This window comes from Tropicimonas marinistellae (assembly GCF_001509585.1).
Taxonomy (GTDB): Bacteria; Pseudomonadota; Alphaproteobacteria; order Rhodobacterales; family Rhodobacteraceae; genus Tropicimonas; species Tropicimonas marinistellae.
On record NZ_LNCI01000001.1, the window covers coordinates 616,021 to 633,748 of the forward strand.

Annotated in this window: 19 protein-coding genes; 10 read left to right on the forward strand and 9 right to left on the reverse strand. The window is 65.0% G+C overall.

What is annotated here, in order from left to right; all coding sequences use genetic code 11:
* Positions 1-71 precede the first annotated feature (71 nt).
* Positions 72-1,001, forward strand: coding sequence for a PqiC family protein (locus ARC39_RS26080; RefSeq protein WP_236545100.1), 930 nt, complete (start codon positions 72-74; stop codon positions 999-1,001).
* Positions 1,002-1,088: 87 nt separating this feature from the next.
* Here ARC39_RS26080 and ARC39_RS02870 read toward each other — a convergent pair whose 3' ends face one another.
* Both ARC39_RS02870 and ARC39_RS02875 read right to left on the reverse strand, forming a co-directional pair.
* A complete protein-coding gene (locus tag ARC39_RS02870; RefSeq protein WP_149866283.1) occupies positions 1,089-1,859 on the reverse strand; it encodes a hypothetical protein in 771 nt (256 codons plus the stop codon).
* A gap of 82 nt (positions 1,860-1,941) precedes the next feature.
* Positions 1,942-2,193, reverse strand: a complete 252-nt coding sequence (locus ARC39_RS02875) for an accessory factor UbiK family protein (RefSeq protein ID WP_068109674.1) — start codon at positions 2,191-2,193, stop codon at positions 1,942-1,944.
* 98 nt (positions 2,194-2,291) lie between these two features.
* Here ARC39_RS02875 and lgt point away from each other — a divergent pair, with 98 nt between their 5' ends.
* From lgt to ARC39_RS25780, 5 genes are all read left to right on the forward strand, one after another.
* Positions 2,292-3,218, forward strand: coding sequence for a prolipoprotein diacylglyceryl transferase (lgt, locus tag ARC39_RS02880; protein ID WP_068109677.1), 927 nt, complete (start codon positions 2,292-2,294; stop codon positions 3,216-3,218).
* Positions 3,215-4,288, forward strand: coding sequence for a class I SAM-dependent methyltransferase (locus ARC39_RS02885; RefSeq protein ID WP_068109679.1), 1,074 nt, complete (start codon positions 3,215-3,217; stop codon positions 4,286-4,288). The genes lgt and ARC39_RS02885 overlap by 4 nt, the downstream gene beginning before the upstream one ends.
* Positions 4,285-5,040 (forward strand): peptidoglycan editing factor PgeF, encoded by a 756-nt coding sequence (gene pgeF, locus ARC39_RS02890; protein WP_068109681.1) that lies wholly within the window; start codon positions 4,285-4,287, stop codon positions 5,038-5,040. The genes ARC39_RS02885 and pgeF overlap by 4 nt, the downstream gene beginning before the upstream one ends.
* Positions 5,041-5,157: 117 nt before the next feature.
* A complete protein-coding gene (locus ARC39_RS25925; RefSeq protein ID WP_201455698.1) occupies positions 5,158-5,307 on the forward strand; it encodes a hypothetical protein in 150 nt (49 codons plus the stop codon).
* 468 nt (positions 5,308-5,775) lie between these two features.
* Positions 5,776-6,384 (forward strand): Hint domain-containing protein, encoded by a 609-nt coding sequence (locus tag ARC39_RS25780; RefSeq protein ID WP_161470923.1) that lies wholly within the window; start codon positions 5,776-5,778, stop codon positions 6,382-6,384.
* Positions 6,385-6,403: 19 nt separating this feature from the next.
* Here ARC39_RS25780 and ARC39_RS02900 read toward each other — a convergent pair whose 3' ends face one another.
* The 5 genes from ARC39_RS02900 to ccrA all read right to left on the reverse strand — a co-directional run bounded on the left by ARC39_RS02900 (position 6,404) and on the right by ccrA (position 12,106).
* Positions 6,404-7,135: an SDR family oxidoreductase gene (locus ARC39_RS02900; protein WP_068109687.1), complete on the reverse strand. Its 732-nt coding sequence runs from the start codon at positions 7,133-7,135 to the stop codon at positions 6,404-6,406.
* Positions 7,132-8,658: an AAA family ATPase gene (locus ARC39_RS02905; protein WP_068109690.1), complete on the reverse strand. Its 1,527-nt coding sequence runs from the start codon at positions 8,656-8,658 to the stop codon at positions 7,132-7,134. The genes ARC39_RS02900 and ARC39_RS02905 overlap by 4 nt, the downstream gene beginning before the upstream one ends.
* 60 nt (positions 8,659-8,718) lie before the next feature.
* Positions 8,719-9,363, reverse strand: a complete 645-nt coding sequence (locus tag ARC39_RS02910) for an acyl-homoserine-lactone synthase (RefSeq protein WP_068109694.1) — start codon at positions 9,361-9,363, stop codon at positions 8,719-8,721.
* A gap of 117 nt (positions 9,364-9,480) precedes the next feature.
* Positions 9,481-10,194 (reverse strand): helix-turn-helix transcriptional regulator, encoded by a 714-nt coding sequence (locus ARC39_RS02915; protein WP_068109696.1) that lies wholly within the window; start codon positions 10,192-10,194, stop codon positions 9,481-9,483.
* A gap of 628 nt (positions 10,195-10,822) precedes the next feature.
* Complete coding sequence (gene ccrA / locus ARC39_RS02920) at positions 10,823-12,106, reverse strand: crotonyl-CoA carboxylase/reductase (RefSeq protein ID WP_068109701.1); 1,284 nt, start codon at positions 12,104-12,106, stop codon at positions 10,823-10,825.
* Positions 12,107-12,402: 296 nt separating this feature from the next.
* Between ccrA and ARC39_RS02925 the strand changes: the two genes are divergently transcribed.
* The 4 genes from ARC39_RS02925 to ARC39_RS02940 all read left to right on the forward strand — a co-directional run bounded on the left by ARC39_RS02925 (position 12,403) and on the right by ARC39_RS02940 (position 16,319).
* Entirely contained in the window at positions 12,403-14,370 is a 1,968-nt protein-coding gene (locus ARC39_RS02925) for a protein meaA (protein WP_068109704.1), read from the forward strand.
* Positions 14,371-14,468: 98 nt separating this feature from the next.
* Entirely contained in the window at positions 14,469-14,801 is a 333-nt protein-coding gene (locus tag ARC39_RS02930; protein WP_068109707.1) for an H-NS histone family protein, read from the forward strand.
* A gap of 67 nt (positions 14,802-14,868) precedes the next feature.
* Positions 14,869-15,573 carry a purine-nucleoside phosphorylase gene (gene deoD / locus ARC39_RS02935; protein WP_068109709.1) on the forward strand — a complete coding sequence of 235 codons (705 nt, stop codon included), beginning with the start codon at positions 14,869-14,871 and terminating at the stop codon, positions 15,571-15,573.
* 131 nt (positions 15,574-15,704) lie between these two features.
* Positions 15,705-16,319 (forward strand): thymidine kinase, encoded by a 615-nt coding sequence (locus ARC39_RS02940; protein ID WP_068109713.1) that lies wholly within the window; start codon positions 15,705-15,707, stop codon positions 16,317-16,319.
* Here the strand turns inward: ARC39_RS02940 and ARC39_RS02945 are convergent.
* Both ARC39_RS02945 and ARC39_RS02950 read right to left on the reverse strand, forming a co-directional pair.
* On the reverse strand, positions 16,288-16,923 hold the full coding sequence (locus tag ARC39_RS02945) for a GntR family transcriptional regulator (RefSeq protein ID WP_236545101.1): 636 nt from the start codon (positions 16,921-16,923) through the stop codon (positions 16,288-16,290). The genes ARC39_RS02940 and ARC39_RS02945 overlap by 32 nt on opposite strands.
* A 64-nt stretch (positions 16,924-16,987) precedes the next feature.
* A complete protein-coding gene (locus ARC39_RS02950; RefSeq protein ID WP_068109719.1) occupies positions 16,988-17,680 on the reverse strand; it encodes a M48 family metallopeptidase in 693 nt (230 codons plus the stop codon).
* Positions 17,681-17,728: the final 48 nt, after the last annotated feature.

A 17,728-nucleotide genomic window follows, 5' to 3' on the forward strand; every position in this document is an offset into this window, starting at 1 on the left:
GGGGGCGGGCCGGCCGTGCCAGCCGGCGCCGGTGCGCCGCATGGTCCCAGACGGAGCGGCAGGCGCCCTCGATGGACGATGTCTCGGTATCCCGGCTGGTGGGCGCGGTCGGGGAGTGCGTCCCGGCGCTCTATGCGACGTTCATGGAAAGCGGCCGCCGGCGCCGCGTCCTCGATCCCGATGCCCGCGTGACCGTCGCCTGGAGGACCCTCGGCATGCACGGCCACGCCGATATCGAGGCAGGACCGAACCATGGCCGCTCGCTGCCGGATGTGTCGCCGGGCCAGCCCGGAACGGGAGGGTATCGGCGAGGCTTGCGCGCCCGGCATCAAGGCGATGCTGTGGCCGGGCAGGGCGCTGCGCCACGGTGCCGTACCGGCTTGCCCGTCGCGGCGGCGTCGCTATGCTGCCAGCGACGAACGACAATCTTCCGTGGGACATACATGCGCCGCCTCCTCTGCCTTCTCGCCGTAGCCAGCCTTCTGGCGGCATGCGGCGGCCCGACCACCCGTTATGCCGCGGCGCCAGTGCCTTCGGGCAATCGCATCGGAATCTCCGTTTCACGGCTTGAAGTGCGCGAAGTCTCGCTGCCCACCTATGCCCAGACCGAGGAGATCTGGACCGAGATCGACGGCGGTGCCCTGCGCTCCAGCGCCCGAACCCTCTGGGCGGATGAGCCTTCGCGCGGGATCACCCAGGAACTCAGCCAGCATCTGTCGTCGCTCACCGGCGCGCGCGTCGCGGCCGAACCCTGGCCATTCGAGGATCTGCCCCAGGCGCGGCTGGTCGTGCGGGTGGGCGAGATGGTGGCCGGCGTGGACGGCAACTTCCGGCTGGCCGGGCAATATTACGTGGCAAGCGACAGCGGGCGCCGCGACCGCTCGGGGGATTTTCGCGTCAGCGCACCGATCGCGCCCGACAGCGGCGCGCAGGGGATCGCGGCGGCAAGGGCGATTGCGGTGCGCGATCTCGCCCGGCTCATCGCCTCCCGCGGTATCTAGGGCCGAATCTCGGCGCGGTGCCAACTCTCGTTGCCGTGGTGCCGCCTGACATGATCTCTTCCTTGCACCAGAAAAGTGCGAGCGGCGTCAATGCCACTCAAATGCACTGTCCGGCGACTCTCGGGACCATTGCGCGATCTCCTCGCGTACCGTGCCGATGTTCGGGACAAGATCGAGGACGGATGACGAGTTCTGCGACTTGCCAGTGAGCGTCGCGTTCAGGCTGTCTTCGAAGCCTGGGATTCCCTCGGGGTTCAGCCCGATAAACTCCAGCAATTCGATCACGCGAGCGCGCCCGGCGGCGGGATCGCCGTAGATCTGCTCAAACTGGAGGATATGCGGTACAAGGTTGTTCTCCCGGAATTTCCGGGCCAGCCACTTTCGGCGGTTCAGGCCTTTTCGGATGTGCCCTATCGCATCCGGCGTCGAAAGGGGCTTGAGCACGATGCGGCCAGCCTCGATCTCCGGGTAGATCTCTTTTGCCTGCCTCGGTCCCCAGGCGCCCGTCTGCCTTGCCAGTTCCAGCGAGAGCGCGCGCTGCGTGTCGTCACGCCTGTCCAGGACAACATGCTTGTAGCCGAGCGTCGTCGCTTCGGACACGAGCGCCCGGTGCAGCGGCCGCGGCAACATATCGAAGCAATGCTTGATATTCGGACGCGCGGCCAGCGCCTTGCCAACGTTCCTACTGAGCGTACCGCCGTCTTTGGTTTCTCGGAAATTCTTGACGACCCACCCAAACGAGCGGTCTGCATTGAATGGTTCGTGCATGATCGTGGTGTCGGACAGCGAGCCGACAAATTGCGCCAGCGCAGTACCGCCGCTCCGACGAAACGTCCATATCAGGACCGGATCCGACATGATCCATCTCTTCTTGTGGTTGCGATCATCCGCCGCCATTCTTACGCGGCTCACCGCTGTGTGCGCGGCATCGGCCCGGGTCTCACTCGGCCTTCACGGCCGCTTCCAGCGCCTCGATGCGGGCCTTCAGCGCCTCGTTCTCTTCCCGCGCTTTCTGCGCCATGGCGCGGGCGGCGTCGAATTCCTCCCGCGTGACGAAGTCGCGTTCGGCCAGCCAGCGGTCGATCATGGATTTGAAGGCCGTCTCGGCCTCGTCCTTCGCGCCCTGCGCCACGCCCATCGCGTTGGTCATCAGCTGCGAGAAGTCGTCGAAAAACTTGTTTCGGCTCTGCATAGGGCACCCGTCCGTTACATCCGCATCCTATATGGCCCTCATGGCGGGCGGCCTCAAGGTTGACTTCGCCGCATAACGACAGGCAAGAGCGGTAAGCAATGCAGGCAGTCATCCCCTTTCCCGAGCCGAGCCCCGAACTCTTTTCCTTCACGCTCTTTGGAATGGAGTTCGCGCTGCGGTGGTACGCGCTGGCCTATATCGCGGGCCTGATCCTTGGTTGGCGGCTGGTCGTTTCGCTGGTCCGGCGCCCCGGCCTGTGGCCGGACAACGCTCCGCCGATGAAACCCGCCCAGGTCGAGGATCTTCTGACCTGGGTGATCCTCGGCGTGGTATTGGGCGGGCGGCTGGGCTTCGTGCTCTTCTACAAGCCGCTCTACTATCTCGCCCACCCGATGGAGATCCTTGCCGTCTGGCAGGGCGGAATGGCGTTTCACGGCGGCCTTCTGGGCGTGGTGATCGCGGTCTGGATCTTCACCGGACGCCACGGGATACCGCGCCTCGGCGCGGCCGACGCGCTCGCCATGGCGACGCCCCCGGGGCTCTTCTTCGGGCGAATCGCCAATTTCATCAATGGCGAGCTTTGGGGGCGCCCGTCGGATGTCCCATGGGCGATGAAGTTCCCCACCCTGTGTTCCGACCCTGTGTTGCAGGGATGCCCGGTGGCAGGCGAATGGGTCTATTATGGCCACGAGGTCGCGCGGCACCCGAGCCAGCTCTACGAGGCGGCGCTGGAAGGGCTGGTGCTTGGCCTGGTGCTGGTCTGGCTGGCCATCCGGGGCCGGGCGCTCAAGCGGCCGGGTCTGATCACCGGGGTCTTCTTCGCCGGCTACGGGATTGCGCGCTTCATCGTGGAGTATTTCCGGCAGGCCGACCCGCAGTTCATCACCGCCGACAATCCCATCGGCTTCGTGATCGGGCAGGGCGCCGTGGGCGTGACGATGGGGCAACTCCTGTCGCTGCCGATGGTCGTGCTGGGCGCGGTCTTGATCGCCCTTGCGTTGCGCCGGACACCCGCGCCCGCATGACGCCGCTTGCCGAAGTCCTTCGCCGCCGGATCGCCGAGACCGGCCCCATGTCCGTCGCGGACTACATGGCGGAATGCCTCCTGCACCCGACGCATGGCTATTACACCACGGCGTCCGTCTTTGGCCGTGCGGGCGATTTCACCACCGCGCCGGAGATCAGCCAGATGTTCGGCGAGCTTCTGGGGCTGGCGCTGGCACAGTGCTGGATGGATCAGGGATGCCCAGAGCAGGCGTGTCTGGTCGAGATCGGTCCCGGCCGGGGCACGTTGATGGCCGATGCCTTGCGGGCAACGGCGCAGGTGCCCGGGTTCGCGGATGCAACGACCACGCATCTTGTGGAGGCGAGCCCGCGCCTCCGTGCCGTTCAGGAAGAAACGCTGGCCGGGCGCGCGGTAACATGGCACGACCGCGTCGAGGAGCTTCCCGACGGCCCCCTTTTCCTTGTCGCCAACGAGTTTCTCGACGCGCTGCCAATCCGCCAGTTTCGCCGCAGCGACGATGGCTGGCAGGAGCGGCTGGTCGGGCTGCGCGACGGCGCGCTTGCCTTCGTCCATGCGGACCCCCGGCACGAGCCCGATCTGGCGCACCGCGAGGCCGAGACGCGTCCCGGCGACATCGTGGAGGTTTGCCCGGCGCTGAGCCCCGTTGTGTCGCGGCTCGCGGCCCGGATCGCGGCGCAGGGCGGCCTTGCCATCTTCCTTGATTACGGCGACTGGCGCTCCATCGGAGACACGCTTCAAGCCCTTCGGTCCCATGCGCCGGACGATCCGCTCGCGGCACCCGGTCAGGCCGACCTGACGGCGCATGTGGATTTCGAGGCCATCGCGCGGACGGCCGCGGCCGAAGGCGCCGCCGTGACCGAAATGACACCGCAGGGCGTGTTCCTGGAACGGCTCGGCATCACCGAACGCGCTCGGGCGCTCCTCGCGCGCCTGCCGGACGAAGAAAGCCGCCGCAACCACATTGCCGCGCATCGGCGCTTGACGCATCCGCAGGAAATGGGTTCGCTCTTCAAAGCAATCGCCTTCCACCGCCACTCCACGCCCGTCCCACCCGGATTTGATTCATGACGCTGGAAATTCTTACCTCCGACAATCTGTCTCCCATCCGCCATGGCTTCTTCACCCGCCGTGGCGGCGCGTCATCGGGTGTCTTCTCCGGGCTCAATTGCGGGCAAGGCTCCTCCGATCAGGCGAATATCGTCACGATAAACCGGTCAAGGGTGGCCGAGGCGATGGGCGTCGACCTCGACGCCTTGGTCACCGTCAATCAGGTGCATTCCGCAACGGTCGCGATTGTCGACGCCCCGCTGGAAACCCGTCCGACAGCCGACGCGCTGGTGACGGACCGGCCGGGGCTGGCATTGTCCATTCTCACGGCCGATTGCCAGCCCGTGCTGTTTGCCGACCACACGGCCCGCGTGATCGGCGCCGCCCATGCGGGTTGGCGCGGCGCGCTCGCCGGTATCCTTGAAAGCACGCTGGACGCGATGGAAAGCCTCGGCGCCGATCGTGGGCGCATCCGGGCCGCGATCGGCCCGACGATCAGCCAGACCGCCTACGAGGTCGACTGGGAATTCATGGATACCTTTGTCGCCGAGGATCCGGCAAACGCCCGGTTCTTCGCTGGCGGCAACGGCGACAAAACGCAGTTCGATCTGCCCGCATACGGTCTGCACCGCCTCAGGCAGGCCGGGATCGGGGTGGCGGAATGGACCCGCCACTGCACCTATTCCGATGCCGCGCGATTCTATTCCTACCGGCGTTCGTGCCACCTGAACGAAGCCGATTACGGGCGCCTTATTTCGGTCATTCGCCTCTGAAACCGCGCCAGCGGATTTCCCTGCATTCGCCCTAAGCCCGCCCAAATGCCCCCCGATGATCCAACATCACGGGCGAGAGAGGCCCATGGGACGTGCGTTAGACAGAAGGAGAGCCGCATGCCGCACAAGAGACGCTGGATCGCTTCGGTGATCGCCGCCGCGGAGGCGCTGGATGCGCATCTCCCCTGGGAACGAGGCGCACGCCGGGAAGAATGGATCGCGCGCCGCAATGGCGCACGAGCGCTACCGCAGGCCCTGAGCGCCTGAGGCTGCAGCCGCGTCGCGACACGAACGCCCGCTGCCTTCCCCGGCGGCGGGCGTTCCGATTCCCACCCCCCGCGAATCTCAATTGTGGCAACCTGGTCGCCTATCCGGAAACAAAGCTGCGCCGGACATTGGGATTGGTCCGAATGGGACTGCAGACGACGCGAATATTTTGACAATTCCCGGACGGGACGACCATTATCGTGTCAAAGAAAAGACCTTCTGCATGGCGGTGGGGGCCCGCAGAAGCGACCGACCGAAAGGATCGATTGCTTGGAACGCCACCGCCCGACGGCCGCGGGTATCGCGCCGCAAAACAAATTTGGCCAGACGGCCACGGTCCCTGGAAAGACCGCTCGCTCGGATAGGCAACCTCAGCGCGCACAGCCTCTCTCGCGCCGTTATGAGGTTGCCTTTCTGACTCCACACGGCACCGTCGACGAGTTCGCCTGCGCGGCCCCGGCGCTGCCCGTGTTCGAAGAAGCCTTCTCCGCATTCGGGCGCGGCGCGCTCGTGACCACCGATGCCGGTGTCGTTGCCGTCGAGGATCTGGTGCCCGGCATGTGTGTCGAAACGGCCGGGCAGGGCCTGCAGCCGCTGCTCTGGATCGGGTCGATGAGCATCTACCCGACGACGACCGAATTGCACGGAATCGAGCCGCCCCGCATGGTGCGCATCGCCACCGAGGCCTTCGGGCACGGCCGCCCGATTCCCGATCTCGTTCTCGGCCCCTTCGCGCGCCTGCTCTATCGCAACCCGCGATGCCGCGCCGTGCTCGGCGCGTCGGAGGCATTCGTCCCCGCCGAGGCCTTCGTCGACGGCCTGAGCGTGGTCAGCGTCACGCCGATTGCGCCGGTGCGCGCCTACCATCTCGGGTTCTCCGGTCAGCAGATCGTCAATGCGAACGGGATGGAGGTGGAAAGCTACCATCCCGGCCCCCAGTTCGAAGCCCGCATGGACCGTCGCAGCCTCGACCTCTTCCTGAGCCTGTTCCCACATGCCGTTGGCCCCGAGGGATTCGGCCCGATGGAGACGCCGCGCATGACGACCTACGAATTCGAGACGTTGCGCGACATCTGATCGCCGCGCGGCCGCGCCGTCAGCCGCGCCCGATATAGGGCATCTGCGTCGCCACCAGTGTCATGAACTGCACGTTGGCATGCAGCGGCAGGTTCGCCATCTGCCACACCGCATCGGCCACGTAATCCACTTCGATCGTCGGCGGCGGGGCCTCGCCGGCCGCGCGCGCCTTCTCCGTGACCTCCTGCAGGAGATCAGTGCGGGCGTTGCCGATGTCAATCTGGCCGCAGGCGATGTCGAAGGGCCTTCCGTCCAGCGACAGTTGGCGCGTCAGCCCGGTCACGCCATGCTTGGTCGCGGTGTAGGGGGCCGCGCCTTCGCGCGGCACATGCGCCGAGATCGACCCGTTGTTGATGATACGGCCTCCCTGCGGGTCCTGCCGCCGCATCTGGCCAAAGGCCGCCCGCGCGGCAAGGAACATGCCGGTGAGGTTGACGTCGACGCTGCGCCGCCAGTCGTCGATCTCGATCTCGTCGATCGTGGCCTGGGGCGTAAACATCCCGGCATTGTTGAACAACACGTCCAGCCGGCCGGCGGCATCGACGAAACGCGCAACGGCATGCGCCACGTCGTCGGGGTTCGTCACGTCGCCCGGCAGGACCACCGCCGTATCGGCCGCCGCCGCGACCTCTTCCAGGGCCGTCCTGCGCCGGGCAAACAGCCCGACGATCCAGCCCGCGTCCAGAAAACGGCGGGCGACGCCGGCGCCGATGCCTCCGGACGCGCCGGTGATGAAGATCGTTCCACTCATGATTGCTGCTCCTCCAAAGCAAGCCGCGGGGCAGGTGCGGCAAGGTCCGTCGTGTCCAGCGGCGCCTTCGGCTTACCAAGGCGATAGCGCGTCACCCAGATCAGCCGCTCCTCCGCACGCGTGATTGCGACATAGGCCAGCCGCTTCCAGAGCGGATGCCCGGCTTCGACGCGGCCGGCCCGCGCCGCGGCGTAGAGATCGGGCGCAAAGACCTGCACGGTTGGCCATTGCGACCCCTGCGCCTTGTGGATCGTGACCGCGGCGCCATGCAGGAAGGCCGCGCCCATATTGGCGGCAAAGGGAATGAAGGGCTCTTCCTCGTCCGGCTTCTCGATCTTGATGATCGAGGCCGCCGACAGGCGCGGATCCTCGGCCCCCATGACATGCAGCAGCGAGAAGCCCGGCTTCCGGCCCGGCCCGAGATAGACCACCTGCGCGCCCTTGATCAGCCCGCGTGCCTCCAGGTCGAGCCGCCGCTTGCGATGCTTGAGCGGCAATTCGATGCCGTCGCAGATGAGCGGTTCTCCCGGCAGCAGCCCGTCCTCCGGCGCGCCGAAGGCCGCGCGAAAGGCGTGAATCAGGCGAATCCGCGTGGCATTCCGCCAGACGAGCACCGGGGAGCGTGCCATCAGGTCGGACTCGACGCGTTGCCCGATGACGACGCGCGGGTCGTCCCGCGCCGCGTCCTCCACCATCCGCTCGAATTGCTCGAATCCGAGGTCCGGGTCCGCCAGCGCATGCGCAAGATCGAGGATCGGATTGTCGCCGGCCTGCCGGTGGACCCGGTGCAGTTCCAACTTCCGGCGCTCCGGGAAGGTATCGAAAACCATCTCGCCGGAATTATTGACGGGCGCGAGCTGCGCCGGGTCGCCGAAAAGGACGAGCGTCGGGAAGATCTCGCGCAGGTCGTCGAACTGGCGCGCGTCCAGCATGGAGCTTTCGTCCACGAAACCGATGTCGAGCGGCTCCTCGCGGCGTTTCCAGCCGGTGATGAAATCCGACCCGCGCAGGCCCGCGGCCGCCAGTGCGCCGGGAATGGACTTGTTGGCCTGGTAGAAGGCAAAGGCACGGTCGAGCGCGGCATCCGTCAGCCCCTCGACCTCCGGCCGCTCGCCCTGACCGGCCAGCCACTCGGCGATCCGCTCGTATTCCGGGTCGTAGACGGGGGTATAGAGGATACGGTGAATGGTCGTGGCCGGCACGCCGCGGCTGCGCAGTACGCTCGCGGCCTTGTTCGTCGGGGCCAGAATGGCGAGCGTACGCCGATCCTTGCGGCGCCGGCCTTCCCAATCGCCGGACACCACATCGACACCGGCAGTTTCCAGGGCCTGTGCCAGCCTGGCAAGCAACAGGGTCTTGCCGGAGCCGGCCTTGCCGACAATCGCAAGCGCGGAGGCCTTGCCATCTGCCCGTGGCGTCAGCGTCTCGTTTACAATGTCGACGCCTGCCGACGTCAGGACGTCGGTGACACGATCCCAGGCTTCGGCCTGGTCATCCGAAAGGGCAAGAGCGGAAGAAACCATGGCCCGACCCTATCGGCCGGACCACGAAGGTTCCAGAGATCGCGCGCGCGGCGCGTCAGCTCACGCGATGGCCGCCAGCGGCATTGGCGCCGGGGCACGGCGGTTGAAGGAGTGGTTGAACCAGGCAAGCGACGTGTCGCGCTCGATCCCGAGGCGTTTGAGCGTCGGCGCCCAGGCTTCCGGCTTCATCTCCCAGAGGCCGACGCCGATCCGGTCCTTGCCTTCTCCGGCAGCGCCGATCACGTCCGGGTCGACATGGTAAAGGCGATAGATCCGCTCCATCCGCGGGTCGAAGACGCCGCAGAAATGCTCAAGCTTGAAATTGTCCATGATCTCGCCGCCACCGAGAACCAATGCCGCGGCGGCGCGTCTGTCGGCACGCGGGGAAATGCAGAAACGGGTGCATTCCCAGATCAGCGGCGACTCGATATGGGTTCCGTCGATGAGATGCGAGAAATGCTCGTTGATCATCGTCCGCCCGACCGTCGGCAGGAACCGCATGGACCCGCCGTGGGTGCCATCTTCCAGTTCCCAGATAACGTAGAGAGGATTCAGGATATCGTATTGGTCTTTTTCTTCACCGCTCTCGTTGACGGTGACGTCCCAGCCGAGGCGGCGGCTGAATTGTTCCGCGCGGTCTTGAAACATGGTGTCCCGGAGGATGGGAAAGCGATCGAGGTTGTTCCCGTAGATATAACGCAGCATGACGAGTGGCTCCTTTCCGTCGAATACGGAGAGGATTGTCCAAATATGGTTAACAGACCCCTACGGTGAACCGGGATCATCCACGCAAAACGCAAGATTCCTGTGGACAATTAACCTTCACACGACGATCAGGCCGCGGCTCAATGCGCGGGCCACGGCATGCGTGGTATTGAGAGCGCCGAGTTTGTGGCGTGCCGCTTCGATGTAAACCCTCAGCGTATGCTCGGAAATCTCCATTTCCACGGCGGCCTGCGCGCGCGACATTCCCTTGGCGAGATAGGTCATGGCCGCAAGTTCGCGCGGCGACAGGGCCGGCGAGGGCGCCGAATCGCCCCCTTGCTCGAACTCCAGCGCTTTCTTGTTGAACTCGTGGGCAATAATCATGAGATCTCTCATGTTTTCGTCGACAAACGCCGACCAGCCGTAATCGTCGCAATTGTCCGAGGCCGTAAAGAGGGCGAATTGGCCCGCGGGGCCACGGATCGGTATGCTCAGCCCCTGATTCCCCACCCCGAATTCGATTGCTTCGCGAAAAAAGGCGCGCGCGGCGCGGCTCGACCAATCGAGCTCTTTCCAGTCGACAGGGTTGAAGCGCTGAAGACATCCAAGAATGACCGGATCCATGCGGAGATAATCTTTCTCCACATATCGATCGACCCAATCCTGGCTGTAGGTGCCGGCCCCGAAGCGCTCCCCTGCGGAGTTAACCCAGTGATAAACGATATGCGCGATCCGGTAATGGTCGCGAAGACGCTCAGTCGCGGTCTGTAGATCGCCCACGTCCTTGGCTTCCTGAAGGAACTCACATAGCGCTTCGAGCTTCTCCTGCATTTCGTGCCGGCGTCGGCTCTCCTATCTCGCGACCAACAGGGCCGACTGCTGAGACCGCCGCGCCGCATTCGGCCGCCGCGACACGTTGCATGTCGTCCAACTGATCCGCCAACTTCCGCAGGTCATGTGCATGCGCATATGCCCCCAGGTCAGCCAGCACATCCAATATCCAAGCATGAGTCATATCAGAACCTCTCCTGGGTTCATTAGCGAAATGTTAGGACAACCCTAGCACGAGTGTACCTGTTGCAATATTCACGGCTTTGCCCTCCCCAAATCTGGCGAGGTGGCGATTGGTAACTCCTTGGTTTCACGAAATCGCTGACATTTTCTGAATGCAATCTGCCGCCCAAGACCGGCGAGAGGCCGGGGCGAAAGAACACTCGGACGGATCTGCCGCGCCAAAGCGCTGACGCGTTGATTTTACGAGGTTTTCAGGGGGAGTCAGCCCGGCCGCACAGGGCGTGCCCGGATCCGTCGGGAATCAGGAAATTCATGCAGGAATGGGCGGCATGCGGTGCCGCCCGGCATCGGGCCAACCCCGATCTGGCGTCGCTGCGTGCGCCGTCAGCAGCAATACCCGCCGGCCTTTGCGGGCCGGCGAGTGAGACAATAGGTCACGACCGGATCAGCCGCGCGCGGTCAGCGCGTCCTCGAACGTCCGAAGCCCGGTTGTCGGCGCCTGCACAAGCACGGCCATGTTGCCGGGCTTGTGCTCGTTGCGGAGCATCTTCATATGCGCGTCCGGGATCTGCTCCCACGGGAAAACTTCCGACATGCAGGGGTCCAGGCGCCGCTCGCACATCAGCTTGTTGGCCGCCGCGGCCTGCTTGAGATGGGCGAAGTGGCTGCCCTGTAGGCGCTTCTGGTGCATCCACATGTAGCGCACGTCGAACGTGCAGTTGAATCCCGACGTGCCGGCGCAGATCACCACCATGCCGCCCTTCTTGACCACGAAGGTCGAGACCGGGAAGGTCGCCTCGCCGGGGTGTTCGAACACCATGTCCACGTTCACGCCCTTGCCGGTAATGTCCCAGATCGCCTTGCCGAACTTGCGGACTTCCTTGAACCACGCGGCGTATTCGGGCGTGTTCACCGTCGGAAGCTGACCCCAGCAGTCGAAATCCTTGCGGTTGATCACGCCCTTGGCACCCTGCGCCATGACGAAGTCGCGCTTGCTCTCGTCCGAAATCACGCCGATCGCGTTGGCGCCAGCGGTGTTGGCAAGCTGGATCGCGTAGGACCCGAGCCCACCGGAGGCACCCCAGACCAGAACGTTCTGGCCCGGCTTGAGTTCATGCGGGTGATGGCCGAAGAGCATCCGGTACGCGGTGGCCAGAGTCAGCGTGTAGCAGGCGCTCTCCTCCCAGGTCAGGTGCTGCGGGCGTGGCAGCAACTGCTGCGCCTGTACACTGGTGAATTGCGCGAAGGAACCGTCCGGGGTCTCGTAACCCCAGATCCGCTGGGTCGGCGAGTACATCGGATCGCCGCCGTTGCACTCCTCGTCGTCCCCGTCGTCCTGGTTGCAGTGAATGACGACCTCGTCGCCCACCTTCCAGTTCCGCACCTTGGAACCGACGGCCCAGACGATGCCCGACGCATCGGACCCCGCGATATGGTAGGGGGCACCATGGCCGTCAAAGGGCGAGATCGGCACGCCAAGCCCGGCCCAGACGCCGTTGTAGTTCACACCGGCGGCCATCACGAGGACGAGCACCTCGTGGGTGTCCAGTTTCGGCGTGTCGACGACCTCCTGCAGAAAGGACTTGTCCGGCTCGCCATGGCGCTCGCGCCGGATCGCCCATGCGTACATCTTCTTCGGCACATAGCCCATCGGGGGCATCTCACCGATCTCGTATAGGTCCTTTTCAGGGGCCTCGTAGGTTGCGTGGGTCATATCGTCCAGAGCCATCTGAGCCTCCGTGGTTGAATGTGCCGCATCGCAGAATCAACGCGGGTCGTTGAGTTTGATACGGTCACGCGCGCAACATTGCAATGCAAGTTTCTATTGTTTTGAAATTTTATGTCGTGGCGATTGTTTGTTTCTCGTGCCGCTGCAAAGAAAACAAGGGGCCAGCGCGAAAACGGTCGCCAAACGCCGTGCAGAAGCGCCGGTGCCGCGATGCAGCGAATTGACAGCGCCACAATATTTCGAATACCACCGTTGGAACGGAATTTTGTTGCCCCAAACGAGTCGCGAGATCCTTCATGACGGAAGCGAAGAAAGACCGCCCCTGGCTGTTCCGCACCTATGCCGGCCATTCCACGGCACGGAAGTCGAACGAGCTCTACCGGACCAACCTCGCGAAGGGGCAGACCGGCCTGTCTGTCGCCTTCGATCTGCCGACGCAAACCGGGTACGACAGCGACCACGAGCTCGCGCGCGGCGAGGTCGGCAAGGTCGGTGTTCCGGTGGCGCATCTGGGCGACATGCGGGCGCTCTTCGACCAGATCCCGCTGGAGCAGATGAACACCTCGATGACGATCAACGCGACCGCGCCGTGGCTGCTCGCGCTCTACATCGCGGTGGCCGAGGAGCAGGGCGCGGATATCGCCAAGCTCCAGGGCACGGTGCAGAACGACATCATCAAGGAGTACCTCTCGCGCGGCACCTATATCTGCCCGCCCAAGCCCTCGCTGAAACTGATCACCGACGTCGCCGAGTACTGCTATTCCGCCGTGCCGAAGTGGAACCCGATGAACGTGTGCTCCTATCACCTGCAGGAAGCGGGCGCGACGCCGGAGCAGGAACTGGCCTTCGCGCTGGCCACCGGCCAGGCGGTGCTCGACGGGTTGAAGGACAAGGTGCCGGCCGAGGATTTCCCGAAGCTCGTCGGCCGCATCTCCTTCTTCGTCAACGCGGGCATCCGGTTTGTCACCGAGATGTGCAAGATGCGCGCCTTCGTCGATCTCTGGGACGAGATCTGCCGCGAGCGCTACGGTGTGGAAGATCCGAAATTCCGTCGCTTCCGCTATGGCGTGCAGGTCAACTCGCTGGGCCTCACCGAGCAGCAGCCGGAAAACAACGTCTACCGCATCCTGATCGAGATGCTGGCCGTGACGCTCTCCAAGAAGGCCCGCGCCCGCGCCGTGCAGCTTCCCGCCTGGAACGAGGCGCTTGGCCTGCCGCGCCCCTGGGACCAGCAATGGTCGCTCCGCATGCAGCAGATCATGGCCTACGAGACCGACCTGCTCGAATACGAGGATCTCTTCGACAACAACCCCGCCGTGGATGCCAAGGTCGAGGCGCTCAAGGCAGGCGCCCGTCACGAACTGGCCAATCTCGATTCCATGGGCGGCGCCATCGGCGCGATCGAGTACATGAAATCGCAACTGGTGAATTCCAACGCGGACCGCCTCGGCGAGATCGAGAAGGGGGAGACGACCGTTGTCGGCGTCAACCGCTGGACGGAAGGCGAGCCGTCTCCGCTCGTGGACGAGGAAGGCGGCATCATGGTCGTCGACCCGGACGTGGAACAGGATCAGGTCGACCGGCTGAACGCCTGGCGGGCCGAGCGGGATGCCGACGCGGTGGCCAAGGCGCTGGAGGCGCTGCGCACCGCCGCCGCGACCGGGGCCAACGTCATGGAACCGTCCATTGCCGCCGCCAAGGCCGGCGTCACCACGGGCGAATGGGCAGGTGTCATGCGTGCCGTTTTCGGCCAGTACCGCGGACCCACCGGCGTGTCGCGATCGGTATCGAACAAAACCGAGGGGCTCGACGACATCCGCGACGCGGTAAATGCCGCGTCGGACAGGCTTGGCCGTCGGCTCAAGTTCCTGATGGGCAAACCCGGTCTCGACGGTCATTCCAATGGCGCCGAGCAGATCGCCTTCCGGGCCCGCGATTGCGGAATGGAAATCGACTACGAAGGTATCCGTTTGACGCCGGACGAAATCGTCGCGGCCACGGAACGCGAATTGCCGCATGTTCTGGGCCTGTCGATCCTCTCGGGCAGCCATATTCCGCTGGTGTCAAACCTGATGGATAAACTCAGAAATGCCGGGTTGGGCCATATTCCGGTAATCGTCGGCGGGATTATTCCCGATGACGATGCGGAGCGGCTTCTGGCGATGGGTGTGGCAAAAGTCTACACGCCGAAAGACTTCGAATTAAATCGGATCATGATGGACATCGTCACCCTGGCGGCACCGCCAAACATGGCCGCCGAATAGACTTTTTGGACAGGTTGTCGAAAAATTGAGCACCAAGGAATTGATTTGTCCGGGTTGCTGTGTCTTTGAAGGACAGTCACCAACTATACGGAGTCGACATGTCAATCGATCTAGCGAATATGTCGCGTGCGGAACTTGAACAATTGGCCAAGGACGTGGAGATCGCCATGGTCGAAGTCGCGGAACGAGAACGACGCGAAGCGCTGGAGGCAATCGAAGAGACTGCAAAGGCACATGGCTACGATCTTTCGGACCTGAGCAACCTGTTGGGCGGTCGTGCCGCCGGTCGCGGAAAGAGCAAGGCGAAGAACCCGCCGAAATTCCGTAACCCCGAGAATCCCAAGCAAACCTGGACGGGGCGCGGGCGGAAACCGGCCTGGATCAAGGACGCCGAAGAGGCGGGCAAGGATCTCGCGGAATTCGCAATCTGAGCGACCCACAAGCGGGCGGAGTTTTCACGGGTCGCATTCATGCGGCCCGTTTCGATTGGAGGATGCGATGACAATTCACATTGGTGCTGGCGCCGGCGACATCGCCGAAACGGTTCTTATGCCGGGCGATCCCTATCGCGCGAAATGGGCCGCCGAGCGCTTTCTCGAGAATGCGCGATGCGTAAACGAGACACGCGGCATGCTCGGTTTCACAGGCCAGTGGCGCGGTAATCCGGTGACCATTCAGGGCTCCGGAATGGGCATGCCCTCGCTGTCGATCTACGCGAACGAATTGATTCGCGATTACGATGCGAAAACCCTCATTCGCATCGGCTCGGCCGGCGGGATGCAGACCAGCGTCGCGGTGCGCGATGTCGTGCTTGCCATGACGGCATCGACGATTTCCACGCCCTCGCTCGGTTTCTTTCGCGAGATGAATTACGCCCCCTGTGCCGATTGGTCGCTCCTCTCCGCCGCCGCCGCCGCGGCCGCCGGGAAATCGGTGACGACCCATGTCGGCGGGATCTATTCGTCCGACGTGTTCTACGACGAGCGGCCCGACCTGACCGAGCAGCTGACCCGTCATGGCGTGCTCGCCGTGGAGATGGAGGCCGCCGAGCTTTACACCGTCGCCGCCCGTCACGGCCGGCGTGCCCTCGCGGTGCTGACGATCAGCGATCACCTTTTGACTGGCGAATCCCTGCCGAGCGATCAACGCGAACGCAGCTTCTCCGACATGGTGGAAATCGCGCTCGAGGCGGCCTTCGCCTGACACGCGGCCCACGCGTCCCGACGCGCGAGACAACCGAGACAACAGGGCAGGCGGCCACATTGCCACGCGGGGTGGCCGCAGCCCGCCTTCCCGGCCTTGCCGGGCGGCCTGGCAGGCGATAATCGCGGGGCATGGCCAAGCTCTACTTCCACTACTCCACCATGAACGCCGGCAAGTCGACGATCCTGCTACAGGCGTCCTACAACTACCGCGAGCGCGGCATGGAAACCTACCTGCTGACCGCGGGCGTCGACACGCGCGCCGGGGCCGGCACGATCGGCTCCCGGATCGGCATTTCCGCCGAAGCCGATGTCTTCGGCCCTGACGACGACCTCTCCGCCATTATCGCGCGCCGTCTGGAGGCCGGGCCGGTGGCCTGCGTCTTTCTCGACGAGGCGCAATTCCTGTCGGAAACGCAGGTCTGGCAGCTGGCGCGGGCGGTCGACGATCTCAAGGTCCCGGTCATGTGCTACGGCCTCCGGGTCGATTTCATGGGCCGGCTCTTTCCCGGCTCCGCCGCGCTGCTCGCCCTGGCCGACGAGATGCGCGAGGTCCGCACGATCTGCCACTGCGGCAAGAAGGCGACGATGGTCGCGCGGATGGGCCCCGATGGCCGCGCCATGACCGACGGCGCGCAGGTGCAGATCGGTGGCAACGAGACCTATGTCTCGCTCTGCCGCCGGCACTGGCGCGAAGCGGTCGGAGATACGCCCGCTATTGAGCCAGAAGGCGCAGGCCCTGCGTGACATCGCTGCGCACGGCAAGCCGGAGCGACGGCTCGTCCCCGGCGCGCAGCGCGGCAATGATCAGCTTGTGGTGGTAAGGCGCCTCCTGGCGCCGCAACCGGTCGTAGAGCATGCCCATCGTCGGCCCCAGTTGCAGCCAGACCGTTTCGGTCAGCGCCAGCATCGCGGGCGCCTGCGCACGCAGGTAGAGCGCCCGGTGGAACTCCAGGTTCGCGCGGATGTAGGCGGGCGCGTCCTGCAACGTGTTGGCGTCTCCGATTGCGTTGTTGATCGTCTGAAGCCGGTCGATCAGCGCGAGGTGCGCGCGGGGCAGGGCGCGCGAGGCAAGCTCCGGCTCCAGCAGCGCACGCAGCGCCGCCAGCTCCTCGATCCGTTCATTCGTCAGTTCCGGCGTCGAGACACGGCCGGACGGCGAGAGCGTCAGGGCCCCTTCCGCCACCAGCCGGCGCAGCGCTTCCCGCGCCGGGGTCATGGAAACGCCGAAATCCTTCGCGATCCCGCGCAATGTCAGCGCCTGTCCCGGCAATATCTCGCCATGCAGGATGCGCAGGCGCATCGTGCGGTACAGCCGGTCATGCGCGGCGGCGGTCGGGGCGGGCGCCATCGGCGGGTCGCCCGGACGTGGGGAAATCAGCATGGGAAAACGTGATCACAGCCGCGCGCGCCGGTCAATCGGAGAAGCGATACCTGTGCAGGTCCTCGCCATTCTGCCGCAGCCACTGCCTTTGCGTCTCGTAGCCCGGCCGTAGCCGCTCAACCGTCGCCCAGAACGCGGGGCCGTGGTTCATCTCGGCCAGATGCGCCACCTCGTGCGCGGCGACATATTGCAGAACCTCCGGCGGCGCGAGGATCAGCCGCCACGAATACATCAGCGCCCCTTCGGTGGAGCAGGAGCCCCATCGCGACCGCGTATCCCGCAGGGTCATCCGCACATAGGGCTTTCCCAGCTTGCGCGAGTAATAGTCCGATGCCTCGGCCAGCCGGTCCCGCGCACGCGCCTTCAGCAGGCCCGCGACCGCCGCCGGCACCGAGTCGGCGCGGGTGCTCACCACCAGTTGCCGCTCCGCGCGCGCAACCTGGCTGCGCGGGCCTCGCGCCACGGTCAGCAACATCCCGTCCACCGGCAATTGCACGCCCACGTCCACCGCGACATCCTCGGGCCGTTCGGCCAGCCTCTGCCGGATCCAGCCCGCCTTCTCCCGCGCGAAGGCAAGTGCCTTGGTCTCCGGGGCATGGCGCGGTATCGTAAGTGTCACCCGCCCGTCCAGCCGCGAAACCCGCAGCGAATAGCGCCGCGCCCCCGCCGACCGCCGTAGAGTCACGCGCACGGGCGGCTGCCCCGGCAATATGTACTCGCTCATGACCGGCTCTCCTGCCGCAGCTTCGACTCTTTGGGTTTGACAGGCCCA